The organism is Paraburkholderia fungorum (assembly GCF_046027605.1).
Taxonomy (GTDB): Bacteria; Pseudomonadota; Gammaproteobacteria; order Burkholderiales; family Burkholderiaceae; genus Paraburkholderia; species Paraburkholderia fungorum_F.
Genome location: NZ_JAQQEF010000010.1, coordinates 93,153 through 119,403 on the forward strand (window position 1 = coordinate 93,153; position 26,251 = coordinate 119,403).

Below are 26,251 nucleotides of genomic sequence, written 5' to 3' on the forward strand. Positions count from 1 at the left end.
CGGCGGTGCCGCGTCACCGCACGAGAGACTGCTGACGCCGTTCTGAACGTGACATCAATCAACGAGGTTCGTCATGCGCATTACACAGGGAACGTTCTCCTTTCTGCCTGAGCTGACCGACGAGGAAATCAGTTTGCAGATCGACTACGCGCTACGCCAGGGCTGGGCATGTTCGGTCGAATTCACCGATGACCCGCACCCGCGCAACACCTATTGGGAAATGTGGGGCTTGCCGATGTTCGACCTGCACGATGCGGCCGGCGTATTGCAGGAAGTGAAGGCATGCCGCGCGGCGCGGCCGCAACACTACATCAAGGTCAATGCGTTCGATTCGGTGCGCAGCTTCGAGACCATGCGGCTGTCGTTCATCGTCAACCGGCCGGACGAGGAGCCGGGCTTCCGTCTGCTGCGTCAGGATGCGCAAGGGCGGGTGCAGCGTTACAGCATGTTGAGCTACGCGGGCGACCGGCCGTCGGGCGAGCGCTACGGGCCGGCACGCTGATGGCCGCGCTGCCCGACCCGCAACCCGACTCGCGCCGCGAGCCGCCACAAGTCGATCTCGCGGCGCTATATCGCGACTCGGGCATCGGCGACGTACTCGGCGAACTCGATCGCGATCTGGTCGGACTCGTGCCGGTGAAGACCCGCATCCGCGAGGTGGCCGCTCATCTGCTGGTCGAGCGGGCGCGCGATGCGCTTGGCCTCGCCGGCGGCGCGCCGACCTTGCACATGTGCTTCTCCGGCAATCCCGGCACCGGCAAGACGACCGTCGCGCTGCGCATGGCCGAGGTGCTGCACCGGCTCGGCTACATTCGCCGCAATCATCTGGTCTCGGTGACACGCGACGATCTGGTCGGACAGTACATCGGCCATACCGCGCCGAAAACGCGCGACGTGCTGAAGCGCGCGATGGGTGGCGTGCTGTTCATCGACGAAGCGTACTACCTGTATCGCCCGGAAAACGAGCGCGATTATGGCCAGGAAGCAATCGAAATCCTGTTGCAGACCATGGAGAATCAGCGCGGCGATCTGGTGGTGATCCTGGCTGGCTACGCGTCGCGGATGGACGTTTTCTTCGAGAGCAATCCGGGTTTCCGTTCGCGCATCGCGCATCACATCACGTTTCCCGATTACGCCGAAACGGAACTGATCGAGATCGCCGAGCGCATGCTCGGGACGATGCATTACCGCTTCGACGCCGCCTCGCGCCACGCGTTTGCCGACTATCTTGCGCGGCGCATCCGTCAGCCGAATTTCGCCAATGCCCGCTCGGTGCGCAATGCGCTCGACCGCGCGCGGCTGCGCCAGGCCAACCGGCTGTTCGCGAGCGCGCTGCAAGGCGGCGCGCCGCTCGACGCCGCCGCCCTCACGCTGATCGAGGCCGCCGACGTGCGCGCGAGCCGCGTGTTCGACGAGCCGCCGCCGGCCCCATCGATATCGCGCGCCATTACGGCGCCGCCAGGTTGAGTCACGACACCCTCCAGGGAGAACGCCATGCAAGACGGACGTACGACACTTTCGAAGTTCCTGATCGACACACTCGACCGCCAGCCGTCTTCCGTAAGCACGGTGGAGACGGCGGGACTCTCGGCGCTGCTGATCGACGTGGCGGCCGCGATCAAATCGATCTCGGCGATGCTCACGAAGGGCTCGCTCGGCGGCAACTACGGGTCTGCGCAGACCGTCAACGTGCATGGCGAGGAGCAGAAGAAGCTCGACGTCGCGACCAACGAGATCTTCGTGCAGCAATGCGAGTGGGACGGTTTGCTCGCTGCGATGGTGTCCGAGGAAATGGAGGACATGTACGCAATTCCGCCGGGCTATCCGCGTGGCGACTATCTGCTTGCGTTCGATCCGCTCGACGGTTCGTCGAATATCGATATCAATGGCGTGGTCGGCTCGATTTTCTCGGTGCTGCGCACGCGCGGCGACCAGCGTGACGCGGTGAACGAGGCCGCGTTCCTGCGGCCGGGCTGCGAGCAGGTTGCGGCGGGCTACGCCGTCTACGGGCCCTCGACGATGCTCGTGCTGTCGGTCGGCAATGGCACGCATGGGTTCACGCTGGAGCGGGACATCGGCAATTTCGTGCTCACGCATTCGAATATCCGGATTCCCGAAGACACTGTCGAATTCGCGATCAATGCGTCCAACGAGCGCTTCTGGGAGCCGCCCGTACGGCGCTACGTGCAGGAGTGCAAGGACGGACGCAGCGGCTGCAGGGCGCACGACTTCAATATGCGCTGGATCGCCGCGATGGTGGCGGAAGTGCACCGCATCCTGATGCGCGGGGGCGTATTTCTGTATCCGCGCGACTCTAAAACGTCGGCGATGGAAGGGCGGCTGCGCCTGCTGTACGAGGCGAATCCAATGAGCTTTCTGGTCGAGCAGGCGGGTGGCCTGTCGATCACCGGACGCGAGCGCATTCTCGACGTTCGTCCGCATGCGCTGCATGGACGGGTGCCGGTGATTCTCGGTTCGAAGAACGAAGTCGAACGCATCGCACGCTATCACGGTGAATACGATCGCGGCGAGGACAAGCCCTTCTCGTCGCCGCTGTTCAGCCCACGCTCGCTCTTCCTGCCGGACTTCGCGGCTTGACGCGCGGCAGCCGGGCCGGCCAGGGCCACGCGGATCGCCCGTTGAGAAGGCGGCCAGAACATTGCCATCCGGAGACAAATGCATGTCAGTCAAACATCCCATCATCGCGGTGACCGGCTCGAGCGGCGCCGGCACCACCACCGTCATGAAGAGCTTCACCCATATCTTCCGACGCGAGCACATCAACGCGCAGATCGTCGAAGGCGATGCGTTCCATCGCTACGACCGCAACGGCATGCGGGCGGCCATGAAGGAACATGAACATGACGGTGCGCCCAACTTCAGTCATTTCGGTCCGGAGGCGAACCTGCTCGAAGAACTAGAAGCGCTCTTCACGCGCTACGGCGAAAGCGGCACGGGGCAGTTGCGCCACTACGTGCACGATGCGACCGAATCGCAGCGCTTCAACCAGGATGGCGGGACCTTCACGCCGTGGGAGGACGTCGCACCCGGCACCGATCTGATGTTCTACGAGGGGCTGCATGGCGCGGCCGTCACCGACAAGGTCGACATCGCGCGGCATGCGGATCTGCTGATCGGCGTGGTGCCGATCATCAACCTCGAATGGATTCAGAAGCTGCACCGCGATCAGACGATGCGCGGCTACTCGCATGAAGCGGTGGTCGACACGATCTTGCGGCGCATGCCCGACTACGTGAACTACATCTGCCCGCAGTTTTCGCGCACGCATGTGAATTTTCAGCGCGTGCCGACGGTGGACACCTCGAATCCGTTCACCGCGCGCGAGATTCCACAGCCGGACGAGAGCTTCGTGGTGATCCGCTTCGCGCGGCCGAAGGGGATCGACTTCCAGTATCTGTTGACGATGCTGCACGACTCGTTCATGTCGCGCCCGAACGTGATCGTCGTGCCGGGCGGCAAGATGGGACTCGCGATGCAGCTGATCTTCACGCCGATGATTCTTCAACTGATCGACCGGCGCGCGCGCGCCTGACGCGCGCGTCGGACCTATGCCGCCGGAAATCGTGCTCAATGTTGCAAGGAGAGATTCGATGAGTGCTGTCGCAGAAACGGTGGCCATTCCCGCCACCCAGTTGATGGCCGACGCGCTGCGCATGCTCGCGATCGATGCGGTGGAAGCAGCGAAGTCCGGGCATCCCGGCATGCCGCTCGGGATGGCCGAGATTGCCGTCGCGTTGTGGGACCGTCATCTGAAGCACAATCCGCGCAACCCGGCATGGCCCGATCGCGATCGCTTCGTCCTGTCCAACGGCCACGGCTCGATGTTGCTTTATGGACTGCTGCATCTGAGCGGCTACGACCTGCCGATCGATGAACTCAAGCGCTTTCGCCAGTTGCATAGCAGGACGCCGGGGCATCCTGAAGTGGGGGTCACGCCGGGCGTCGAAACGACCACCGGGCCGCTCGGCCAGGGGCTCGCGAACGGTGTCGGCATGGCGCTCGCCGAGGCGCTGCTCGCACGGGAATTCAACCGGCCCGGCCATCGGATCGTGGATCATCGTACGTACGTGTTCGCCGGCGACGGCTGCATGATGGAAGGCATTTCGCATGAGGCGGCTTCGCTCGCGGGCACGCTGAAGCTCGACAAGCTGACGGTGCTCTACGACGACAACGGCATTTCGATCGACGGTCATGTCCAGCAATGGTTCGCCGACGATACGCCGGCGCGCTTCGCGGCGTATGGCTGGCACGTGGTGCGCGAGGTGGACGGGCACGACGTCGACGCGGTCGATCGCGCGTTGCAAAGCGCGCGCAGCGCAGCCCGGCCGACGCTGATCTGCTGCCGGACGGTGATCGGCCAGGGCGCGCCGTCGAAAGCCGGGACGCACGACGTGCACGGTGCGCCGCTCGGCGCGGACGAGGTCGCACGGACTCGCCGGGCGCTCGGCTGGCCGCATCCACCGTTCGAGATTCCGGACGACATCCGCGCACGCTGGGACGCGCGCGCCCGTGGCGTGGCCGCCGAAGCCGACTGGAGCGAGCATTTCGAAGCGTATCGCAAGCACTATCCGAACGAGGCAGCCGAGTTCGAACGGCGCGTGCAAGGCGCGCTGCCCGCCCATTGGCGCGACTCGGTGCGTGCGCTGTTGCGCGACGCCGATTGCGCGGCCGAGTCGATTGCGACGCGCAAAGCCTCCCAACAGGCGATCGCCGCGCTCGCGCGCAGCTTGCCGGAGCTGCTCGGCGGCTCGGCCGACCTGACCGGCTCGAATCTGACGGACTGGCCGGGCGCGCTCGACGTCCACACTGACGACGGCGGCCTGCAGCGGGGCAACTATCTGCACTACGGCGTGCGTGAATTCGGCATGAGCGCGCTGATGAACGGCATCGCGCTGCATCGCGGCTACCTGCCGTTCGGCGGCACCTTCCTCACGTTCTCCGACTATTCGCGCAACGCGCTGCGTATGGCCGCGCTGATGAGAACACGCTCGATCTTCGTGTTCACGCACGATTCGATAGGGCTTGGCGAAGACGGCCCGACCCATCAGGCGGTGGAACATGCGGCGAGCCTCAGGCTGATTCCGCGCCTGGAGGTGTGGCGTCCGTGCGATACGGTCGAGACCGCTCAGGCGTGGGTCTGTGCGGTCGAACGGGAAGGGCCTTCCTGTTTGCTGCTGAGCCGCCAGAACCTGCCGTTCGTCACGCGCTCGGCCGAGCAGATTGCCGCGATCGCGCGGGGCGCCTATGTGCTGCGCGACTGGCCGGCCGCAGCGGCGCATCCGCAAGCGTCACGCGTCGTGCTCATCGCCACCGGCTCCGAAGTCGCGCTCGCGTTCGAAGCGGTTGCGCCGCTCGAAGCCGACGGCATCGCTGTGCGCGTCGTTTCGATGCCGTCCACCACTGCGTTCGACCGCCAATCGCGCGCGTGGCGCGAAGCGGTGCTTCCGCCGGGTGTGCCGCGCGTCGCGATCGAGGCGGGCGTCAGCGCGTTCTGGCGGCAATACGTCGGGCTCGAGGGCGGCGTGGTCGGCATCGATTCGTTCGGTGAATCTGCCCCTGCCGCAGCGCTGTTCAGGCATTTCAACCTGAGCGCGCAGGCCGTGGTGGACGAAGCACGCCGCGTCGCGCACGACACGCGCTGAGTCGTTTCGATCCGCTTCGATCCTGTTTCGATTCCATCTCGAGGAGTAGGCAATGGCGTTCATCACACTGCGGCAACTGCTGGATCACGCGGCCGAACACAGCTACGGCGTGCCCGCGTTCAACGTCAACAACATGGAGCAGATCCACGCGATCATGCAGGCCGCCGAGGCCACCGGCAGCCCGGTGATCCTGCAGGCGTCGGCGGGTGCGCGCAAGTATGCGGGCGAGCCCTATCTGCGCCATCTCGTGCTGGCCGCCTTGGAGGCCCACCCGGATATTCCGCTGGTGCTGCATCAGGATCACGGCGCAAGTCCCGCGGTGTGTCAGCAGGCGATCCGCTCGGGCTTCACGTCGGTGATGATGGACGGCTCGCTGCTGCCGGACCAGAAGACGCCCGCGGCCTACGACTACAACGTTGATGTGAGCCGCCGCGTGGTGGACGCCGCGCATGCGGTCGGCGTGTCGGTCGAAGGCGAACTGGGCTGCCTCGGCTCGCTCGAAACCGGCACTGCGGGCGAGGAGGACGGCGTCGGCGCGCAAGGCCAGCTGGCGCGCAAAGACCTGCTCACTGACCCGGACGAAGCGCGGCGTTTCGTCGAAGCAACCGGCGTCGACGCGCTCGCGATTGCGATCGGCACCTCGCATGGCGCGTACAAGTTCAGCCGCGAGCCTACCGGCGAGATTCTCGCGATCGACCGGATCGCCGACATTCACGAACGGATTCCGAACGCGCATCTCGTGATGCATGGCTCGTCGTCGGTGCCGCAGGAATGGCTGGCGGTGATCCGCGAATACGGCGGCGAGATTCCGACGACATACGGCGTGCCGGTCGAAGAGATCCGGCGCGGCATCGCGCATGGCGTGCGCAAGGTCAATATCGACACCGACATCCGGCTCGCGATGAGCGGCGCGATGCGCAAATCGCTGGCGAATGCGCGTTCCGAGTTCGATCCGCGCGCCGCGCTGAAGGCCGCGACGGCGGCCGCGAGCGCGATCTGCGTCGAGCGCTTCGAGGCGTTCGGCTGCGCGGGCCAGGCGGCCCGTATCAAACCGCTCCCGCTCGATGCGATGGCGCACCGCTATCACTGAGCGACGAGCAATGAGCATTGAGCATTCAGCACTGAGCACTTGCAAGGAGAAGGTGATGCGCGAATTCCTGATTGCCCCGTCGCTGCTGTCGGCGGATTTCGCCCGTCTCGCCGACGAGATTCGCGACGTGACCTCGGCCGGCGCGGACTGGATCCATCTGGATGTGATGGACCACCACTACGTGCCGAACCTCACCGTCGGCCCGCTGGTGTGCTCGGCGATCCGGCCGTACACAAAGCTGCCGTTCGACGTGCATCTGATGACCATGCCGGTCGACCCACTCGTCGGCGCGTTTGCCGAGGCGGGCGCGAATCTGATCAGCTTTCATCCCGAGGCGTCGCTGCATGTGCACCGGACCCTCGAACTGATCCGCTCCCACGGCGCACGCGCGGGCCTCGCGCTCAACCCCGGCACGCCGCTCGCGGTGCTCGATCACGTGATGGAAATGCTCGACGTCGTGCTCGTGATGTCGGTCAATCCGGGCTTCGGCGGCCAGGCGTTCATTCCGGAAACGCTGGACAAGCTGCGGCTGCTGCGCGAGCGGGTCGATACGACGATGCAGCGTACCGGGCGGCAGTTGCTGATCGAAGTCGACGGTGGCGTGAAGGCGTCGAACATCGCGCGGATCGCCGCGGCGGGCGCGGACGTGCTGGTCGCCGGCTCGGCCGTTTTCGGCGCCGCCGATCGCGCTCAGGCGATCGCGCGGCTGCGCGACGAGCTGGGTACCGTGAAGGAAAACACCGGCATGGCGGAAATGGCCGGGTGACTGGGCGGCCGTCGAGCCCGTCAGCCTTTCTTCATCGTTTCGCCGGGCGCCTGCCAGACGAGAAGGTCTTCTTCGGGCCGGTCGAGCGCGCAGCCCCAGTCGAGCGGCTGGTCCTGATCGAAACGCTTGCCGAGCCGCCAGGCGATCTCCGCGCGCGCGAGTTGCACGCCCATATAGAACGCGTGGCCGCCGTCGTTCTCGAGATTCAGCTGCGGATAGAGGGCGAACGGATCGTCGCCGCGCCGGTGGCCGTCGCGATTGTAGACATGAATGCCTTCGGCGCTGACCTGCACGCGAAAATTCGGATCGCGCACGCCATGGGCAAGCTCATCGATTTCGTCGGCGCTATACGGAAAGGGACGTTTTGCGTGGACGGTCGCGAGATCGCTGCTGATCCCTTTCGGCAGCACCTGCGCGTCGCGCGCGGCATGCATCACGCGGCGCGCGACATCGGCTTCGCGCACCGCGCGACGCGCATGCAGGCTCACCGAGGTGGTGAGCACCGCGGCGATCCGCAGTTCGGCGGCCATGCCAAGCAGCACCGCGTTGATTCCGCTCGTATCGGCTTCGGTCAGTTCCGTCACGTTGCCGACGCCCATCATGATCGCGATCTCGGGATAACGTTCGCGCAGCCGGACGTAGCGCGCAACCGACGCGGCGAGCCCAAACGGAATCGGGTCGAGAATCGGATCGGCAAGGAATGCGCGGCCGCGCGCGGATAGCTGGTCGATCGCGGCATCGAGCGAGGCCGGGTCGCCGGGTTCGCGCGCGACGAGGATCGGTGTCGACGGCACCTCGTCGGCGATCCACAGCGTGTCGAGGTTCAGGCTCATCAGATAGTCGGCGCCCGCGCGGCCGCCGCGCAGCAGTTCGTCGGTGTGCATCGAATCGACGCTCACCCGATAGCCTTCGGCCTTGAGCCGCCGGACCGCGTCTTCGAGATGGGGAAACGGCGTTTCGGGCAGGCAGCCAATGTCGATGACGTCGGCGCCCTGGGCGGCATACTCGCGCGCCCGCGAAGCGATGCCGGCGAGGTCGAGGCGCGGCGCATCGACGATCTCCGCGAAGATTTCCGTTTCGTAACGGCTCAAATCGAACGGCTGCGCCTTGCGGCCAAAAAACTGCGGCAAATCCTTGACCTCTTCCGGGCCGCGTTCGAACGGCACGCCATAGTGATTGGCCAGCATGTCGAGATCGCCCCGGCAGCGCCCCGGCACGATCACCCGCTGTGCATCGAGCGGCACGGGCACGCGGCGCACGATCAGGTCGGCCGTCATCAACGCGGCGACCTGCAGGCCGATTTCGCGGACCTCCCAGCTGAACGGCGTCGGCGCCATGCTGTCGAGCACGCGCAACAGGCTCGGTTGCGCAAGCCGGCCGGTCAGGAAGAGGATGTGGTCCATGCGAGATCGAGGGTCGACAGGCGTTGATCGAGCGCCGCTTTGAGTTCGTCGAGCGAGCGGACGAGCGTCGTATATTCGAAGCGCGACAGGCGCTCAACGTTGTCGAGTTCGATCGTCCGCGGACGCAGTTCGACCCATTCATCCGGGCTGTGCGTCACCACGGTCGGTTCGGTGTCGCATGCAAAGACGATGCCCGGGATGCACTGCTTGCCGGCCTGCGCGTACATGTTGGTCGGCAACGTATCCGAGATGCCGTACGCGCATTTGGCGACCGTGTTGCTGGTGGCGGGCGCGATCACGACCGTGTGATAGACACCGTGATAAAGCATCCCGACCGGCACGCCGCTCGCGCTGTTGTCGCGTAGCACGCGAAAGTTTTCGCGCAATTTTTCGAGCGGCCAGCCGTAAAGCGGCAGCACTTCCTCGGCGGCCGCGGACAGGAAGAGATCCACGCGCGGCAATTGCAGCGCGAGCGCGATGGATTCTTCGAGCAGATGGCCGGAGCCGGTCACGCACCACGCGAAGCGCGCGTCCGGCTTGAAGTCGGCGAGATCGCGTGCGGGCGTGTGGGTCATGCGTCGAGGTCGAGCGGCATTCCGTCGGACGGCGAGCCTTCATGCGAGAGCCGGATGTGCAGCCGGCGCATCTTCCGGTACAACGTGTTGCGGCTGATGCCGAGCGCCTTGGCGACGTTGCTGACGTTCCAGCGGTGCTCGTCGAGCAGCGACAGCACGGTTTCGCGCTCGTTCAACTGGATCGCGTTGAGCGCGGAGATGTCGGCGTCGTCGGCGGCATGTGCGTCCATGTCCGCGGTGGCGAGGCGCAGGGCGGTCGGCAGGTCCATGGCCGCTGCGCGTTGCGTGATTTCGGGCGGCAAGTCCTCGCAACGGATCGGCTGCCCATCGGAGAGCGCGACGCCCATTTGCAACACGTGCCGCAGTTGCCGGATGTTGCCGGGCCAGTCGTAAGTCAGCAATGCGTGTTCCGCTTCCGGGGTCAGTTCGGGCGGATCGTCCGTTTCATTGGCGAGCAGGTGGTGGATCAGCGGCAGCTTGTCCAGCCGGTCGCGAAGCGCCGGCAGATTCAGCTCGACACCCTTGAGCCGGTAATACAGATCCTCGCGGAATTGCCCGCCATGCACGAGTTCGAGCAGATTGCGGTGGCTCGCGCTGATCAGCTGGAAATTGACCTTGACGGTGGTTTCAGTGCCGAGCGGCGTGACCTCGTGTTCCTCGATGACCCTTAGCAAGCGCGCCTGCAACGCGAGCGGCATGTCGCCGATTTCATCGAGAAAGAGCGTGCCGCCGTTGGCCTGCACGATCTTGCCGCGCCGTCCTTCGCGCTGTGCGCCGGTGAAGGCGCCGGCGCGATAGCCGAACAGCTCGCTTTCGATCAGGTTCTCGGGCAGCGACGCACAGTTGACGGGTACAAAGGGGCCGTCGGCGTGTGGGCTGATGCTATGCAGCGCTTGCGCGAAGACTTCCTTGCCGGTGCCGGTTTGCCCTCTCAGCACGATCGGAATCTTGCGTTGGATCACGCGCGCGGCCAACTGGATCTGCGAAGCCATGCGCGGGTCACCGAACTCCAGGTGCGCGATCTCGTCGAGCTTGGGCGACACCGCGCGTTTGTCGGGCGCCTTGCTGCGCGCTGACGAATCGGTCACGAGCACCCGCGTGGCTCGCCCGGCGCTGTTCTGCGGGGTCTGCGCGACGAGGAAGAAGCGATTCGTCGCATTCGCGCTATAGACGGTGACTGGATGGAACGAGCCGCGGATGCTGCGCGCGATCATGTCTTCCAGCGAAGCATTGAAGGCCTCGTCGATGCGCCGGCCCCGCAGTTCGCTGAGCGAGCGGAAGCCGAGCTGGAACAGCGCACTGCGATTCGCGGCGAGCACCGTGCTGTCGTCCGCCACCGCGAGCTTGCCGCCGTGGAGGGTGCCGACGAATTCCGGGCGGCTGTGAAAATGAATCATGTTCGCGTGGCGGTAACGCGCATCCAGCAAACGGTTTTCGATCATCTGCCTGGACATGCCCACGAGTACCAGCGAGTGCTGCTGCAGCAGCTTCGAGCGGCTCGTGACGTCGAGCACGCCGGCAATCTCGCCGCTGTCGTCGAAGATCGGCGCGGCGGAGCAGGTGAGCGACGTATAGCGCGGATAAAAATGCTCGTGCTGACAGACGGCGATGCAGTCGCGCTCGGCAAGACAGGTACCCATGCCGTTGGTGCCGGCTTCGCGCTCGCTCCACAGCGCGCCGATCCGGAAGCCGTCGTCGGCGACCGCCTCGGCAAACGGCACGGACGACACCTGATGAATGATCACGCCGCCTGAATCGACCAGCACGACCGCAAGTTCGGGGTCGGCCAGTTGCTGATAGAGCGTCGTCATCTCGAGTTTCGAACAGGCGATCAGATCGCCGAGCGCTTCGCGGCGTGCGCTTAGTTCGTACTGCGTGAGGACGGGCGGGGTGACGAAACGGGAAGGATCAAGCTGAAATTCGTTGATGCAGCGCGCCCACGATTGGGCGACGGATTCGCTCGTCGGGCGGGTCGTCAATTGATGATTGACGACGTTCAATACCTCTCGGACGTGCGTATTGCTGTCAGCGAGCAACGACATGGGGTTTGTCTCCGTTGCGTCATTTCGGACACACTATTAAGCATGCCACGAATGCCGCTTTTTTGATCCTGTATTCCCCTGACGCTGCGACATCTTGCGTTCGCATACGCCTGATCGACCGGCCGTGCTATTTGGCGGCGCCTTAAAACTGTACGCCCGATGGCGGTTTGGTTCAACAAGAAGTCGCATTATCTCTATGCACTGCGCCCGATACTTGCTTTTACCGATTGCTTGCCTCAATGACGGACGTAACGCCGCAGGCGTGTTGCAGCTTCGGCACACAGTGTGCCGCCTGCCGTTCCAGCCGTCTTTGATCGGCTTTTTTAACGCTCTAACCAGAGCCGCCTCGCGGCGGAGTACACCATGGATCGTATCGATACCGTTCGCCTTGCCGCTTTCCCCAGCATCGGCTCCGACGCCAGCGCGTTGTCCGAGCGCTTGGATATCGTGTTCATCGAAAACTTCACAGGCGAGACGGTCATTGGTATCGACAGCAGCGAGCTGCACGTGCCACAACCCGTGCGCGTGAACCTCGCAATCGGCGTACCTGCGATTCGCGCGTGCACGACGGACCGGATCGAAGATACGGTCAACTATGCAGCGGTACGCGAAGCGCTGCTTGCGCTGTTCGCGTCGCATCGGGTCCGCCTGCTCGAAGCGCTAGCGGAGACCATTGCGCAATTGCTGATTGCCGATTTCGGCGCTCACTGGGTGCGCGTGTCCCTTGCCAAGCCGGCGAAATTCGACGACGTGGCGGCCGTCGGCGTGCAGATCGAACGACGCCGCAGCGACTTGCCGGCGGAAGGTGCCGGCCTTGTCAGCTACGCATCGCTTGGGAAAGGGCTGGTGCCGAATTGAACTGAACTGAACTGAATTGAATTGAACAGCACGGAGGGATAGACGGCGCGGCGGCGCCGTCAGCGTTACATCATCCGCACGGCATCTGTGTGCACTGCATCATTTCGCGACTGTGGGCGTTTTCTGCGGACCCAGTCCGCACGCCTGATACGCATCCGTCTGCAGCGTGCGGAATTTCTTCGTTTGCGCCTTCGCATGGTCGACGCGGAATTCCGAGCCGCCTTCGCCGCCGAGCGTCGCGTACTTCGAGAAGGTCGACTGGCCGACAAACTCGTCGTACGGCAGTGCTGCGGCCATCTTGTCGATCACGCACGAGCATTTATAGACGTTCGCGAAATCGTGACCATTGTCGTCCATGCAAGTCAGCACGTATTCCACCCGGCCCTCGGTCGGATAGTTGTAGCCGCCCGCCGCAGCGGACGGCCTGGGCGCCGCGCTGCCCGCCCAGGCGAGCGGCCCCGCTAGCGCCAGGCAGGTGAAGGCGAGCAGCGCGCGGCATCTTACGGCCCGGCATTTTATGGTCATTGCGTGCCTCTGTCAGAGCATTGGGACTGCTTCACGAACTGGTTGGCTGTCAGTAGCGTGAATGGGTGCGTGAGGAGGCGGTCCCGGCGACCCCGCCGCGTCGCCTCCCCTCATCGCCCCTCGTCAGTTTGGCGCGAACGGATGCGAGACGTTGCCTTTTTGCGCCACCACTTCCGCCGCGCTCGGTTCGCCGTTGACCGCGCGCTTGATTGCCTCGCGCGTGGCCTGATAGTTGAACTGCTGGATCTTCTTGTCGTCGTCCGCCTGCCAGTGAATGAAGACACCGACGCACAGGAACAGGTCGTCGGCCTCGTCCTGGGGAATGGTGCCGTCTTCGACACTGTCGGCGACCGCAAGGGCAACCGCATGCTGCGCAGGGCCGAACATCTGGACAGCCTGCTTCGCGCCCTTGATCGTGACCTTGTTGAACAGGATCGTATTCGGCTTGGTGAGCAGGTTCGGCGCGACGACAGCGAGCAAAGAAGTGAAGCCATCCTTATTGTTGGTGAGTGCATTGCAGAATGCGGTTTCCGCAGCCGAACCTCGCGGTCCGATCAGCAAGTCGATATGCGCGACCTCGTTGCCGTCGCCGACGAGCGACTCTCCGATCATGACGCGGTTGATCTTGGCCATTCTGTTCCTCCGGTGTGTGAGTACGGACCTGCTGACTGGCCGCTGCCTGCTGTCATTCCGAGTCTGCATCGCACGGCAGCGTGGTGATGCACGGTGGTACTAACTAACATTTTTCGTGCCAACGCGCGGCGCGGGCAGTGTGGCGGGAGTCCACTAGCGCGCTTTCAGGCAGCCGGCGACGAACAGCGTGGCCACCGCCAGATCCGCGCTGGTGCCGGGGTTGATTGCGCGAGCCTTCAGCTCGGCATCCCATGCATCGAGTTGCGCGGAGGCGGGCGCGCGTTGCGATTGGAGCGGCGTTTTCCGCCACTGCGCGCGCTGTTCGCGCGCCGCAAGCGTGACACTCTGCGCCAGCGCCATGCCGTGTTTGCGCACAATGTGAGAGTCGGGCCAGCCGCTGAGGAAGGCGAGGAACACGTTGAGCATCGCTACTTCGGGCGCATGGGGTGGCGCTTCGCCATAGGCGGCGAGGCCGGTTTCGAAGATGTCACGAAAGCCGTTTGCGTATTGCCGCGCGATGCTGTCGCGTTCGCTGGCGAGGCACATCGCGTCGCGCAGGCCGATGGTCGGTGGCGCGTGGACCGACTGTTCGGGGGCCTCGCCAAGGCCGCCCGGATTGGCGAGGGCGATTGCACGGTAGGCGAGGCGCGCGTCGTCGACATCGAGAGCCGCCAGTACGTTTGCCGTGGCTTCACGCCAGCTTTGCGCGGACGGGGCTCGCCCGGCGTGATCGAGGGCTGCGGCGAGCGGTGCGACCAGCAGCACGATGCCGAGGTTCGTGTTGCAGCCGACCGCCTCGCGCGTGCGCGTGACCGCATCGAGAATGCGCAGGCCGACCGGTGCGCCGCGTGCGAGAAGCGCGTCGGCCGCGGCGTCCGCGCTGGCGAGGAACTGCGCCGCGCTCATGCCGTGCCCGGGGCTATGCACGCTGACGTTGCCGGGTTTGGGTGTGGCTACGTCAAGTGCGCAGGCTGCGAGGAACGCCGCACGAACCGGTTCGGGCGGGATCGCGCGGGCCTCAGGCATGACGGCCGGGCCACGCGACGCAGGCTGGCTCCCCGGCCTGCTCGACGAGGCGTCGCGGCACTGCCAGCTTGCGATCGAGCAGGTCGTCGGCAAGTGCCGCAGCGAGGTCGACCGGCGTGACCGATTGCAACCCACGCCATGCCGCTACGCCGTTGACTTCGAGTACGAGCGGGCGCGCGGCATGGTCGGGATCGGGGATCAGGTCCACGCCGGCGTAGTCGAGCCCGAGCGCGGCGGCGGCCTGCACGGCGGTTTGCGCGAGCGGCAGGTCGAGTTCGGCCGGCTCGCAGGCAGCGCCTTGTGCGAAGTTGTGAATCCAGCCTTTGCCGCCGATCCGCCGCATCGCCGCAACGGCCTGGCCGCCGATGACCAGCACGCGCCAGTCGAAGCCGGGCCGTCGGCCGGGCACATAGCGCTGCAGGTAAGCGACCTGCTGGTAACGCGCCAGCGAGGGCAATGGCGCGAGCAAACCGCGGCGCGCGCCGAGCCGTTTGAGCCCGTGGCCCTGTGAGCCGAATAGGGGCTTGAGCACGACCTGGCGCCCGGCCGCCGCTTCGCGCATCAGTACGCGCTGGGCGAACGCCGCGGATTCGCAGGCCCAGGTGGCCGGTGTCGGCACGCCGGCGCGGTGCAGCAGGAAGCTGGTCATCGATTTGTCGACGCTGCGCTCGATCGCGCGGGCATCGTTGTACACCGGCACGCCTGATTCGCGCAGCGCATGCAGAATGCCGAGCCGCAACGTCACCTGCTCGAACGTGCCGCCGGCGATGCCGCGCACGAACACCGCGTCAGGCAGCGTGTGGCCAAAACCGGGTAGCACCAGCCCGTGGGGTTGCCACGTGGTGTCGATCCGGCAATCCGCGAGATCGACACAGCGCGCTTCGGCGCCGCGCGCGCGGAACGCTTTCTTCAGGCGTCCGGTGTGCCAGCCGGTTTCATCGGTCATGATCGCGATGCGCACGGCCGTGGGAGTGGCGCCGGGATTCGCGTCCGGCTCCGCGTTCGGATTCGCGCCGTTTTGCATGGGCGTCATGGCGCGACGGACTTGCCGCCCCACTGATCCTGTAGCAAGCCGCTCTCGATCCGCCCGCCATGGTAGGTCGCGCCGCTTTCGAGGCTGCTCACCCAGACCTCGGCGGGCGCGAACAGCGCCGGATCGATCTGATAGAAGTCGAAGTTGAACGACGTGAAGATGTCGGCAAAGGGCCGGCCGTAATCGCGCGAATTGGCGGCAGGCAAGGCGTCGGCCAGGCGTCGCGCGACTTCATCGTGTTTCACGCTCAGATGCACGCGGCCGCCATAGAGGATTGCGTCGTTGGTGCGGCCCATCGCCTGAATCCCGTCCGGCGCGGGCGGCGGCAACGGCGCAGAGCCCGCCGCTTCCACCACTTCGTCGAGCGGGACGCCGAGCACGTGCACTTTGTGCAATGCAACTTCGACGACGCGCGCCACGACCTGTACCGTTCCCGCGACAGACTGTGTCGGCGTGACGATCAGCGTGAGCCGTTCGGGCGCGAGGTGGCAATCATGCAACACCTTGTCGATGACGATCTGCGGCGGCAGGCGGTCGACTTCGAGCACCAGCACGCCGCGATCGTGGTGTTCGCGATAGCCCAGTTCGGCGAACAAGGGCTCCTTGACCGCCAGCGCGCGCGCGGGACCGGAACCCAGCGAAAAGAACTTCTTGCCGCCGGTCTGCTCCTTGGTCGCCGCCAGGCTCCACCCCGCGTATTGGCTGCCGAGGCAGGCCAGCACGGGCGACGACGTGCGCACGTCGATCATGGTGGGCCACAGCGGCGCCGCGTCGAAGTTCGAGCGCACGGCGACGTGGCCGAGGCCGCCCATGCAGATGCGCGCGATCAGCACCCCGGCGTCGATGCTGCCGCGTGCGTGGACGCCGGCATCCGCGATCACCGTTCCGCCGGCCGTACGGATGATCGCGACATTCAGACGCGCCGCATCGTCGACCAGCCGGGCGACGAGCCGCTCGCTCAACGCGTTGACGCCGGGCGCGGCGGACTGCTCGGAAGCCTCAGGAGGGGTATGGGATGCAGGCATGGTCGGGTTCATCGCAGGTTTCGATTCGTTGTACGACGCAGGCACGCTGCGCGTCGAGCGCGCGCCGCACCGCGTCTTCCGACGCCGCGCGCACGAGCAGCGTGCAGACGGGTTGCCCCGCGTCGACGCGCGTGCCGGGCATCGGCACGTCGCGGCACTGGGGATCGCGCAGGCACGCCTCGGAGAAGCCGGTCGACACGGTGAACGGCCTGGGCGCGAATAGCACCTGCTGCCCGGCGCACCAGCGCGGCTGACGGGCCAACGCTGTGCTCGCGCCCGGCGGCGGCCGGCCGCAGCGGCATGCATCGAGGTGCCATGCGAGTAGTCCGCGTGGCCACGCATCGGGCGACGCGGTTTCGTAAAGCGCCATCGTGGACGAAGGCCGCGCGTTGATTTCGAGCACGTCGAACGCGTCGCCTTCGAGCAGGAAGTCGCAACTGTTGATGCCGACGAGGCCGGTGTGCGCACAGAGGGCGTCGAGCGCTTCCTGCACGCGCGCCGCGAGCTGCGGCGGCAGATCGATCGGGCCGATCGATCCGGCATGCACGAACGCCAGATCGCCCAGCGTGCAGGTCAGTTGCCTCGCGAAACCGATCAGGTGCGCGCGGCCGCGCGCGCCGATGAATAGCGCCGACAGCGGCAGGCCGTTGCCGATTCGCTGGAAATAGCCCTGCGTGGGCACGGCGTCTGCGTCGAGCGTCGCGGCCGGCTTGATGTGCGTACCGCCGCAGCCATACGCATCTTTGAACAGCCAGCCCGCGGGCGATACGGGCCGCTCGAACGAGACGGCGGGATGCGCAATTCGCAGCGCGTCGAGCAGCGCGAAAAAGCGCCGTGGCTCGCGTACCGCGGCGCTTGCCTCGGCATCGTTGCCGATGAATCTGGGCAAACCGGGCTCGCGGCCCAGTTGCGCCATCAAGGGCTCGAGCCCGCCGCCGCCGATCCAGCCCAGCAAATGCGGCAGGCGCGCGACGCGCGTGAGCGCGTCGGTGATCCGGGTCCGGTCGATCGCCAGTGCGCCGCCGCCGATATCGAACCAGAGTTCCGACGCGTCTCGCGTCTCGCGGTCGCCAAAGATATCCAGCGCGGCGACGCGCATTCCCGCGCGCGCCGCGGACTGGGCGAGCAGGCGCGCGGACAGGCCGGCTACCGCGACGAACGGCGCGTGCGACAGCGGCTGGCGCGACTTCATGATGGCCGGCTCAGCCGAGCCCGGCCGCGACGGCGCGGGCCTCGTCGAACGCTTGCGGGAAGCCGAGGTAGACCGGCTTGCCGCCTGTGCGCATTTGCATGAACAGCCGGTGTTCGACCTGATACTTGACGTTGCCGATCGCCAGCGCGCCGATGCCGACCGCGCCCGCATTTGGGATGCCGTCGATCGGTTTGCCGTCGTTCATCACGTTGACGCCGGCAATGCCTTCGGGCGGCACGGCGTTGACGTCGGCGGCGATCAATAGACGCCTGGCATGCGCCAGATCCGCGCTGCTGACCACCTGGACGCCCGCGAGCGCGGTGGCGAGCACGATCTCCGCATCGGCCAGCGCGCCATGCAATTCGTCTGGTGTCGCCGTGCTGATGCCGTTGGTCACGATCCCGAAACGCTGGTTGATTTCGGCCGCGACGCCAAGCGCGCGAGTGTGGCTGTGGTGGCTCGCGATCGTCACGTCGGCGCCGCGCGAGGCGGCCATCGCCGCCGCCACGCGCCCGACTGCGCCGGTGCCGCCGAGAATCAGCACCCGCTTGCCGCCGAGTTCCATGCCGTGTTGCTTGCCCAGATGACGTTCGACCAGCGCGACGAGCGCGGCCGCCGTCGTGTACGAGCCGCTCGGATCGGCGAACACCGAGACTTCGAACGGCGGGACCATGGCCTTGCGCGCGGTGTCGAGCATGTCGGCGGCCTGCATCACGTCGCGTCCGCCGATGAAGATGCCGGTGCGCGACACGCCTTTAGGGCCGCGGGAAAAAATCGCGTCCTGTGTGAGGTTCGCCACCATGCCGGTGTCGACGCAGCAATACGGCACGATGACCTGGTAGCCGGCGTCGGCCGCCATGTTGACGTCGAACGGACTCATCTGCGGCGTGGCCGTGAACATGTGCAGGATATAAGGCCTTTCGATGGTTTCGGACATGGCAGGAGGCTCGTTTCAGTGGCGTTCTCGTGGACGGCGAAGCGCCGGGCTCATGGGGGCGCGTCGGCAGCGCTGCCGTGGCGGGTGTCGGCCGGGAGGGGATAGATGGGAGATGGCGTCATGCGGCGTCGATCCGCTGGGCGCGCGCCTCGGCGCTGCGGATGGTCGCGCCGTTATTTCGTCCCGCGACGATCGCGCATTCGATGTGGGGCATGGCGCGTGCCGCTTCTTGCGCGGTGGCGAGCGCGCTGTCGGCCGCGCGCGCACTCGCGACGATCGCAAAACCCGTCGGTCCCCACGAAGTCTGGCCGATGCCTGCGGCTCGTTGCGCGGCGACCGCGCGCAACACGCGCTCGACGTCGGGACTCGCGAATACCCCGCCTTGCGCACTGGCGAAGTATTCGCCAATGGTCTGCTGCATTTCGGTGAGGCCGTCCGCGAACGGCGCGAAATTGCATTCCGCGGCGCCCGGCAGGATCCGCATCAGCACCAGATGACACAGGTGCGCGGCGAGCCGCTGGGGGAACGGTGCAAGCGAGGCGAGGGCGCGGCGCTCCTCCGCGCCGTGCAAACCTTCGCGGCTGTGATCGCTCACGAGCAGCACGCGCCATTCGTCCGGAAACGGCTGGCGCGCGAGCAGCGGCGGTGCGCTCTGGCGCAGATCGCCGGCCGGGCCGCCGTCCAGCAGCAGGCCGCCGGCTTCGAAACCGAGGATGCCGATGCCGGATCGGGCGCCGCGCCCAAGCAGGCTGGCCAGCTCGGCGCTGCTCGCTGGGTGGCCGACGAGGCGCACGAACGCAGTGCCGACGGCCAGCGCCAGCTGCGTGCCGGAGCCGAGGCCGGTATGCGCACGCGGCGCACGAATGACGTTGATCGCGACCGGCGTCGGTCCGTAAGCGGCCTGCAGCCGCGCCAGGCAAAGCGTGATGCGCTCGCGGTCCGCTTCGGTCACGGCGCCGTCGATCTGTTCGCGCTCCGCGACGCGCGCTTCGAGCCGTGTGCCCTGCGTGTCGATCACCAGTCCCAGGCTGCCGAACGCGCGCCCGAGCGACGCGTTCGGGTCGAGAAAGCCCAGATGCAGGCGCGCGGGCGCCTCGATTGTCACGGCCGTGTGAGGCGGGAGGCGGCGAATCTGAAGCGGCATCGCAAGTGTCCTTGTGGGTGCGCTGAACAGGGTCTGGCCGGAGGGCGCCAATGAATCCGGCGCACGCCACAACAGCAGGCCATAACCGCAGTGCGCCGGGCGACTTCAAGCAGAAGCCGTACCAGGCGCGGACCATGGCCGCCGTGGCTGTTCCAGGCCGCCGCGCGACCCGCTGAGTGCCGTGCTCTCTCGCGGGCGCGTGGACGCTGTGTGACGCCGAAGGTGCACTGTGTCACCTGCTGTTGCAGCGGGCGACCGGCGGCAGGCGTCCGCTCGCCGGAACGCGCGCCACGGGCGGCGCTTCAGTTGCCTCTCAACCGCCTTGCGCGGTTTTCGGCGCGTCGTACTTGATATAGCGGAAGCGCTGATCGTCGGACGGCGTGCCCTCGAGCGGCCCCTCTTCCAGGCCGGGCTGCCACTGGATCACCGATTCCATTTTTGTGGCGAGCGCGAAGTCTTTGTCCGTGATGCCTTTGGCGCTATGTGTCTTGAGCTTCACGGTGACGAATGCGTAGGAGACCGTCAAATCCGGATGATGCCAGGCGGCCTCGGCGAGATGCCCCACCGTATTGACCACCATCAGCGTTCCCTTCCAGCCCTCGGTGCGGTACTTGCGCCGCAGCCAGCCGTCCTCGAGATACCAGTGCTGGAGCGGACCGACGAGGCGTTGCTGGACCTCGTCGTCGGAATAGACCTGCTCTGCGTTTGCCATGACCGCTGCTCCTCGGATGCGGGAACCGCCCGCCGAACTACAGGTTGATGCAAGTGACGGGCCAATTGCGCGAGTCGCGACGCGCAAAGGACACGTTTCGTATCACGGAAGTGACACAGTATGTGTCGCCCTCCCTGGCGCAACCGGTCAAGGTCGTCAATCCGTGAGGCCGATCTCGAAGGACGCAATGGCTGCGGCGCGAAGCGCGACCGGAGTCGAGGGGCGCGCGTACGGGATGCAGGCAACCGTCGTTACTTTCCGGCATGGAATATGCGTTGGCCCTTCATGCGCCGCGAAGCCCGACATCGAATCGGGATAGGGCGTTGATCGTTACCTGCACTCGAGAAGGCGCGCACGATGCGATGAGGTAGCGTGGGTCATTCGTGAGTTGAACAGCAGGACAATTCTGGAGGAGACATGAACTTACGCACTGTGGTTCTTGGGCTCGCGATCCTCGCATCGGCAGGTTTTGGCGCTATCGCCGCTCAAGCCGATTCGCAGCTCGACGGCCTGATGAAAAATCCATCCAACTGGGCGGCCCAGGCGGGTGATTATGCGAATCACCGCTACAGCCCGCTCAAGCAGATCAACGAGAACAATGTCGGCAAGCTGCAGGTCGCATGGACCATGTCGACCGGCGTGCTGCGCGGCCATGAAGGCGCGCCGCTCGTGATTGGCGACACGATGTACATCCATTCGCCGTTCCCCAACAAGGTCATCGCCCTCAACCTGAAGGATCAGACATTCATCTGGCAGTATCAACCGAAACAGGACGAGCAGGTCGTCTCCGTCATGTGTTGCGACACCGTCAACCGTGGTCTCGCGTACGGCGACGGCAAGATCTTCCTGCAACAGGCCGATACCAAACTCGTGGCCCTGAACGCGAAAACAGGCGATGTGGTCTGGACCGCGCAGAACGGCAATCCGAAAGCGGGTGAAACCAACACCAACGCGCCGCACGTATTCGGCGACAAGGTGCTGACCGGTATCTCGGGCGGCGAATTCGGCGTGCGCGGGCGTCTCATTGCTTATGACATCAAGACCGGCAAGCCGGCCTGGACGGCTTATAGCACGGGCCCCGACAGCGAGATGCTGATCAACCCGCAGAAGACGATGACCTACGCCGACGGGAAGATGGTGCCGGTAGGCGCGGATTCATCGCTCAAGTCGTGGAAGGGCGATCAGTGGAAACTGGGCGGCGGAACCACGTGGGGCTGGTATGCGTGGGACCCTAAACTCAACCTTGTCTATTACGGCACTGGCAATCCGGGTACATGGAACCCGTCGCAACGTCCGGGCGACAACAAGTGGTCGATGTCGATCTTCGCGCGCGACCTGAATACCGGCGAGGCCAGATGGGTCTACCAGATGACGCCGCACGACGAATGGGATTATGACGGCGTCAACGAAATGATCCTGTCCGACCTGAACATCAACGGCAAGAAGGTGCCCGCGATCGTTCACTTCGACCGGAACGGTTTCGGCTACACGCTCAATCGTGAAAACGGACAGTTGCTCGTCGCGCAAAAGTTCGATCCGGCGGTGAACTGGGCTGACCGCGTCGACATGAAGAGCGGCCTGCCGATTCGCAACGCGGCGTACTCGACTCAGGCAGCAGGCTCCGATCACAACGTGAAGGGCATTTGCCCGGCAGCGCTCGGCACCAAAGACCAGCAACCCGCGGCATTCGATCCGGGGACGAGCCTGTTCCTCGTGCCGACCAACCACGTCTGCATGGACTACGAGCCGTTCGATGTCGACTACGTGTCGGGACAGCCGTATGTCGGCGCCACGCTGTCGATGTATCCGGGCCCGAACGACAACAATTCGATGGGTAACTTCATCGCGTGGGATGCGAGCAAGGGCAAGATAGTCTGGTCGAAGCCGGAGAAATTCTCGGTCTGGTCGGGTGTGCTCGCCACCGCTGGCGGCGTTGCGTTCTACGGCACGCTCGAAGGCTACATCAAGGCGGTCCGGATCAAGGACGGCGAGGAACTGTGGCGCTTCAAGACGCCGTCGGGGATTATCGGCAACGTCTTTACCTACGAGTATCAGGGCAAGCAGTTCATCGGCGTGTACTCGGGCATCGGCGGCTGGGCCGGTATCGGCATGGCGGCCGGGCTGGAAAAGTCAACCGAAGGTCTGGGTGCGGTCGGTGGCTATCGTGAACTGGCGAAGTACACCGCGCTCGGCGGCACGCTCTTCGTGTTCGCGATTCCCGGTGAAAAAGGCTGAATGACCGGGGCGCACTGATACGCACGGCCGGCGCGTCTGTTGCAGCAGGGCGCACCGGCCGACCGTTGCGTGCGGCGGTCGAATCATTCCCGCGCGCGCCCGTTTCGCCGATGCGTTCATGAAGCGCATCAGGGCGCCGCTCATATCGAAGGAGGCACATGCATGAAAGGCCGATCAATCTTGTTGCTCGCGGCATTGCCTGCGGCACTCGTCCTGCTACCTGTCGGATACGCGCAGAACAATCCCTCGGTGGCTCAGGTCGCATACAAGGTGGTCGACGGTAGCAAGGTCGACAGTAATACGCTGCAGGGCTGGAAAACATGGCGCGCGCTCGCTTGCGAACGCTGCCACGGAGCGCAGCAACAAGGCATGGTCGGACCGTCGCTCATCGACGCTTTCAAGACTCTGGACAAGGACGAGTTTCATCGAACGGTGTTCGGCGGCCGGGTGGACAAAGGCATGCCTGATTTCAGCACGAGCCAGATGATGCAGAAGAACTGGGAAAACCTCTATGCCTATCTGAAAGGGCGCTCGGATGGACAGATCAAGCCGGGCGATCTCCAGGCCATCGATGCCAAATAAGGCCGGCGCCGCTACTCTTTCGGAGGCTCACGATGCGTCATAAAAGAAGCATGTCCGTCCACGCCACGCTGATCGCCGCCGCGCTCTGCTGCGCGGCGCTCGCGAGCGCCGCGGTCAAGGCGGACGGTCCGATACTGCCTAATAACGACGGCGCGGACGGCGTGCTCAGAGTGTGCGCCGACCCGAACAACATGCCCCTGTCCAACAACAAGGGCGAGGGCTACGAGAACCGGATCGCCAGCCAGATGGCCAGCGACTTCGGCTACAAACTGGAGTACACCTACTTCCCGCAGCGCATGGGCTTCGTGCGTCACACGCTGCGCGAGAAGGCGGAAGGCAGCGAGCGCTTCAAGTGCGACCTGATCATCGGCGTGCCGAAGGGGTACGACATGACCTCGACGACGCAGCCGTATCTGCGCTCGACCTACGCGATGGTGTTCGCGAAGCGCCCCGAATTCGCCAGCATCAACACGCCGGACGACCTGCTCAAATTGCCGCCGGAGCAGTTGCGCAAACTTCGCTTCGGGATCTTTTCGCAGACCCCCGCGGTGGACTGGCTGCTCAGCCACGATCTGATCGATCAGGCGGTCTCGTACCAGGTGCAAAGCGGCGATCCACAGGAATATCCTGGCCAGATGATCGAGCAGGACCTGCGCGCGGGCAACGTCGACGTGGTGTTTCTGTGGGGGCCGATCGCGGGTTACTTCGCCAAACGTGCCGGCGACACGGTCAAGCTCGTGCCGTTTCCCGCCGGGCCCGGCATCCGCTTCGACTATACGATTTCGATGGGTGTCCGTTATGGCGAGAAGGCGTGGAAAGACAAGGTGGATCAGTGGATCGGCGCGAACCACGACAAGATCGACAGCATCCTGACCAGCTACCAGGTGCCGCTGCTCAAACCTGTCGACGTGCCGGCATCGAAGTCCGGCGATGCGTCGCCATGACGGCCACGGCGCCACGAAGCGGCTGGCTTCGCGCGATTGCGGCATGGATGATGTGGACGATGTGCGTCGTGCCGCTCGTCGCGCGCGCAGCGGGGACGCCGGGAAGCGACGACATCACGCCGGCGGAGCACCTCATCTTCACGACGGATCACCTGCACGGAGTCGCCGCACAGACCGAGCTCGACTACGCGGTGGTCAACTCCGAACAGCCGTCGCGCAGCGCCGACCTCGTCAAGGTGCTGGTGCTCAGCCCGGACAACGCGAAAGGCGACGCCCAGGTGTCCGACCATAGCGGCAACGTGCCGTTGCCGACGGGCGGGCTTCAGTGCAATCCGGTGATCATCTATTTTCTGGAGCGCGACATCTCCGAGATGCAGGGCCTGACGGGCGGCCAGCGCCGTTATTTTCAGCAGCGGCTGCGCCTCGCGCTCGCTGCCGGGCCGCGCATCGAGGCCGTGACGAGCGAGGCCGCCGGCAAGTCCGTCCGAGCGCGGCGCATCGTCGTGCAGCCGTACCTGAACGATCCGAATGGAGAGCGCTTCGCGCAATACACGGCCAAGCGTTACACCTTTTTGCTCGCCGACGACGTGCCGGGCCAGGTCCTGCTGATTCGCACCGACCTGCCTGGCGCGAACAACGACTTCGCGCATCCCGCGCACACGGAGACGCTGAGCTTCCAGGCTGCCCTGCGCACCTTGCCGCCGCCGGCCAAAGCGCCGCCGAAGCCGTCCAACGCGCCGAGAGCAAGCCGTTAGCGCACGCTGGCGGACGGGCGGGGGCATCTGAAGCGGCACCTGAAGCGGCACCTGAAGCGGCACGCTGGTGCATCCCGCGCCGTCTCGCAACTGTCTGACTTCCTTAGGGAGCTGATGCATGCAGACCGCGCGCTTCGCGACGAATCGGGTCAACCTGAATTTCATCCGCTCATTGACCCTGCGGCAGTTGCAGATCTTCGTCGTGGCAAGCCGCTATACGAGTTTCGCGCGCGCGGCGGAGGAACTGCATCTGACCCAGCCGGCCGTCTCGATGCAGATTCATCAACTGGAAGATGCGGTCGGCCTGCGGCTGTTCGAGCGCGTCGCGCGCAAGCTCGCGCTGACCGAAGCGGGCGAGATGCTGTCACATCACGCGAGCCGTATTCTTGGCGAAATCAAGGATGCCGAAGATGCGATGATGTCGCTCAAACAGGCCGATAGCGGCTCCATCAATGTGGGCATCGTCAGTTCCGCAACCTACTTCGCGCCGAAGCTGCTGGCGCTCTATTCGCATCTGTACCCGAAGGTCGACGTGCACTTTTCGGTCGGCAATCGCGATGCGCTGCTGCGGTTACTGCAGGACAACGCGATCGATCTTGCGATCATGGGACGTCCGCCGCCCGAACTCGACACGACCACCGAGCCTTTAGCCAGTCATCCTCAGGTGATGATCGCGCCGCTGAATCATCCGCTGTGCGGCGCGCGGCGCTTCGATCTGCAGGAGTTGCGCGGCGATACGTTCCTGTTGCGCGAGCCCGGGTCGGGTACTCGCATGGCCGCCGAGATGATGTTCCGGCAGCATCTGTTCAAACCCGCCAAGGTCGTCACGCTCGGCAGTAACGAGACCATCAAGCAGGCAGTGATGGCGGGCATGGGCGTGAGCCTCATCTCGTTGCATACGTTGCTGCTGGAACTGCGTACCGGTGAGATCGCATTGCTCGACGTCAACGGCACGCCGATCGAACGCACGTGGCAAATCGTGCATCTTCGCTCAAAGCAGCTTTCTCCGACCGGCGTGGTATTTCGCCAGTTCCTGCTCGATCATGCGGCGACTCATCTGGAGCACGAGTACGCGGCGTTTGCGAGCTTTCCAGCCGGCACGGAGGTGTGA

At 65.3% G+C, this 26,251-nt stretch carries 26 protein-coding genes; 14 read left to right on the forward strand and 12 right to left on the reverse strand.

All coding sequences use genetic code 11. From position 1 onward, the window contains the following. Window positions 1-73: 73 nt before the first annotated feature. From PQR53_RS18275 to rpe, 7 genes are all read left to right on the forward strand, one after another. On the forward strand, window positions 74-502 hold the full coding sequence (locus PQR53_RS18275) for a ribulose bisphosphate carboxylase small subunit (protein WP_408456489.1): 429 nt from the start codon (window positions 74-76) through the stop codon (window positions 500-502). Then, complete coding sequence (gene cbbX, locus PQR53_RS18280; protein WP_408456492.1) at window positions 502-1,467, forward strand: CbbX protein; 966 nt, start codon at window positions 502-504, stop codon at window positions 1,465-1,467. The genes PQR53_RS18275 and cbbX overlap by 1 nt, the downstream gene beginning before the upstream one ends. A gap of 27 nt (window positions 1,468-1,494) precedes the next feature. Continuing rightward, on the forward strand, window positions 1,495-2,598 hold the full coding sequence (locus PQR53_RS18285; RefSeq protein WP_408456495.1) for a class 1 fructose-bisphosphatase: 1,104 nt from the start codon (window positions 1,495-1,497) through the stop codon (window positions 2,596-2,598). An 82-nt stretch (window positions 2,599-2,680) separates the two neighbouring features. Beyond that, window positions 2,681-3,553 (forward strand): phosphoribulokinase, encoded by an 873-nt coding sequence (locus PQR53_RS18290; RefSeq protein WP_408456498.1) that lies wholly within the window; start codon window positions 2,681-2,683, stop codon window positions 3,551-3,553. 58 nt (window positions 3,554-3,611) lie between these two features. After that, window positions 3,612-5,663 carry a transketolase gene (tkt, locus tag PQR53_RS18295; protein WP_408456501.1) on the forward strand — a complete coding sequence of 684 codons (2,052 nt, stop codon included), beginning with the start codon at window positions 3,612-3,614 and terminating at the stop codon, window positions 5,661-5,663. A 52-nt stretch (window positions 5,664-5,715) separates the two neighbouring features. Further along, on the forward strand, window positions 5,716-6,753 hold the full coding sequence (gene fba, locus PQR53_RS18300) for a class II fructose-bisphosphate aldolase (protein ID WP_408456504.1): 1,038 nt from the start codon (window positions 5,716-5,718) through the stop codon (window positions 6,751-6,753). A 55-nt stretch (window positions 6,754-6,808) separates the two neighbouring features. Beyond that, entirely contained in the window at window positions 6,809-7,519 is a 711-nt protein-coding gene (gene rpe / locus PQR53_RS18305) for a ribulose-phosphate 3-epimerase (RefSeq protein ID WP_408456507.1), read from the forward strand. A gap of 20 nt (window positions 7,520-7,539) precedes the next feature. Here rpe and PQR53_RS18310 read toward each other — a convergent pair whose 3' ends face one another. The 3 genes from PQR53_RS18310 to PQR53_RS18320 are packed head-to-tail and all read right to left on the reverse strand — an operon-like array spanning window position 7,540 to window position 11,539. Beyond that, entirely contained in the window at window positions 7,540-8,922 is a 1,383-nt protein-coding gene (locus tag PQR53_RS18310; protein ID WP_408456510.1) for a DUF6513 domain-containing protein, read from the reverse strand. Further along, on the reverse strand, window positions 8,901-9,497 hold the full coding sequence (locus tag PQR53_RS18315) for a flavoprotein (RefSeq protein ID WP_408456513.1): 597 nt from the start codon (window positions 9,495-9,497) through the stop codon (window positions 8,901-8,903). Before PQR53_RS18315 ends, PQR53_RS18310 begins: the two co-directional genes overlap by 22 nt. Continuing rightward, complete coding sequence (locus PQR53_RS18320; RefSeq protein ID WP_408456515.1) at window positions 9,494-11,539, reverse strand: sigma-54-dependent Fis family transcriptional regulator; 2,046 nt, start codon at window positions 11,537-11,539, stop codon at window positions 9,494-9,496. Before PQR53_RS18320 ends, PQR53_RS18315 begins: the two co-directional genes overlap by 4 nt. A gap of 363 nt (window positions 11,540-11,902) precedes the next feature. Here PQR53_RS18320 and PQR53_RS18325 point away from each other — a divergent pair, with 363 nt between their 5' ends. After that, window positions 11,903-12,397 carry a dihydroneopterin aldolase gene (locus PQR53_RS18325; protein ID WP_408456517.1) on the forward strand — a complete coding sequence of 165 codons (495 nt, stop codon included), beginning with the start codon at window positions 11,903-11,905 and terminating at the stop codon, window positions 12,395-12,397. A gap of 99 nt (window positions 12,398-12,496) precedes the next feature. Here PQR53_RS18325 and PQR53_RS18330 read toward each other — a convergent pair whose 3' ends face one another. From PQR53_RS18330 to PQR53_RS18365, 8 genes are all read right to left on the reverse strand, one after another. Then, entirely contained in the window at window positions 12,497-12,922 is a 426-nt protein-coding gene (locus PQR53_RS18330) for a hypothetical protein (RefSeq protein ID WP_408456520.1), read from the reverse strand. Between the two features lie 123 nt (window positions 12,923-13,045). Then, window positions 13,046-13,555 (reverse strand): formaldehyde-activating enzyme, encoded by a 510-nt coding sequence (gene fae, locus PQR53_RS18335; RefSeq protein ID WP_408456523.1) that lies wholly within the window; start codon window positions 13,553-13,555, stop codon window positions 13,046-13,048. A gap of 153 nt (window positions 13,556-13,708) precedes the next feature. Then, window positions 13,709-14,581: a triphosphoribosyl-dephospho-CoA synthase gene (locus PQR53_RS18340; RefSeq protein ID WP_408456525.1), complete on the reverse strand. Its 873-nt coding sequence runs from the start codon at window positions 14,579-14,581 to the stop codon at window positions 13,709-13,711. Further along, window positions 14,574-15,527 (reverse strand): ATP-grasp domain-containing protein, encoded by a 954-nt coding sequence (locus tag PQR53_RS18345; RefSeq protein ID WP_408456932.1) that lies wholly within the window; start codon window positions 15,525-15,527, stop codon window positions 14,574-14,576. The genes PQR53_RS18340 and PQR53_RS18345 overlap by 8 nt, the downstream gene beginning before the upstream one ends. Window positions 15,528-15,610: 83 nt before the next feature. Continuing rightward, entirely contained in the window at window positions 15,611-16,651 is a 1,041-nt protein-coding gene (mch, locus tag PQR53_RS18350) for a methenyltetrahydromethanopterin cyclohydrolase (protein ID WP_408456527.1), read from the reverse strand. Further along, window positions 16,614-17,831: an ATP-grasp domain-containing protein gene (locus PQR53_RS18355; RefSeq protein WP_408456530.1), complete on the reverse strand. Its 1,218-nt coding sequence runs from the start codon at window positions 17,829-17,831 to the stop codon at window positions 16,614-16,616. Before PQR53_RS18355 ends, mch begins: the two co-directional genes overlap by 38 nt. Window positions 17,832-17,841: 10 nt before the next feature. Next, window positions 17,842-18,768, reverse strand: coding sequence for an NAD(P)-dependent methylenetetrahydromethanopterin dehydrogenase (locus PQR53_RS18360; protein ID WP_408456532.1), 927 nt, complete (start codon window positions 18,766-18,768; stop codon window positions 17,842-17,844). A 118-nt stretch (window positions 18,769-18,886) separates the two neighbouring features. Next, window positions 18,887-19,912, reverse strand: coding sequence for a beta-ribofuranosylaminobenzene 5'-phosphate synthase family protein (locus tag PQR53_RS18365; protein WP_408456534.1), 1,026 nt, complete (start codon window positions 19,910-19,912; stop codon window positions 18,887-18,889). A 50-nt stretch (window positions 19,913-19,962) separates the two neighbouring features. Here PQR53_RS18365 and PQR53_RS18370 point away from each other — a divergent pair, with 50 nt between their 5' ends. Continuing rightward, window positions 19,963-20,088 carry a hypothetical protein gene (locus tag PQR53_RS18370; protein ID WP_408456537.1) on the forward strand — a complete coding sequence of 42 codons (126 nt, stop codon included), beginning with the start codon at window positions 19,963-19,965 and terminating at the stop codon, window positions 20,086-20,088. A 137-nt stretch (window positions 20,089-20,225) separates the two neighbouring features. Here PQR53_RS18370 and PQR53_RS18375 read toward each other — a convergent pair whose 3' ends face one another. Continuing rightward, complete coding sequence (locus tag PQR53_RS18375) at window positions 20,226-20,624, reverse strand: 4a-hydroxytetrahydrobiopterin dehydratase (RefSeq protein WP_408456539.1); 399 nt, start codon at window positions 20,622-20,624, stop codon at window positions 20,226-20,228. Between the two features lie 417 nt (window positions 20,625-21,041). Between PQR53_RS18375 and PQR53_RS18380 the strand changes: the two genes are divergently transcribed. The 5 genes from PQR53_RS18380 to PQR53_RS18400 all read left to right on the forward strand — a co-directional run bounded on the left by PQR53_RS18380 (window position 21,042) and on the right by PQR53_RS18400 (window position 26,251). Beyond that, a complete protein-coding gene (locus PQR53_RS18380) occupies window positions 21,042-22,859 on the forward strand; it encodes a methanol/ethanol family PQQ-dependent dehydrogenase (RefSeq protein WP_408456541.1) in 1,818 nt (605 codons plus the stop codon). 162 nt (window positions 22,860-23,021) lie between these two features. Beyond that, a complete protein-coding gene (locus tag PQR53_RS18385) occupies window positions 23,022-23,441 on the forward strand; it encodes a c-type cytochrome (protein WP_408456544.1) in 420 nt (139 codons plus the stop codon). A gap of 32 nt (window positions 23,442-23,473) precedes the next feature. Beyond that, window positions 23,474-24,385 (forward strand): substrate-binding domain-containing protein, encoded by a 912-nt coding sequence (locus PQR53_RS18390; protein ID WP_408456546.1) that lies wholly within the window; start codon window positions 23,474-23,476, stop codon window positions 24,383-24,385. Window positions 24,386-24,432: 47 nt separating this feature from the next. Further along, the gene (locus PQR53_RS18395) at window positions 24,433-25,140 is read left to right on the forward strand and encodes a hypothetical protein (protein WP_408456934.1); all 708 of its coding nucleotides are present in this window, start codon (window positions 24,433-24,435) and stop codon (window positions 25,138-25,140) included. Between the two features lie 118 nt (window positions 25,141-25,258). Then, entirely contained in the window at window positions 25,259-26,251 is a 993-nt protein-coding gene (locus PQR53_RS18400) for a LysR family transcriptional regulator (protein WP_408456549.1), read from the forward strand.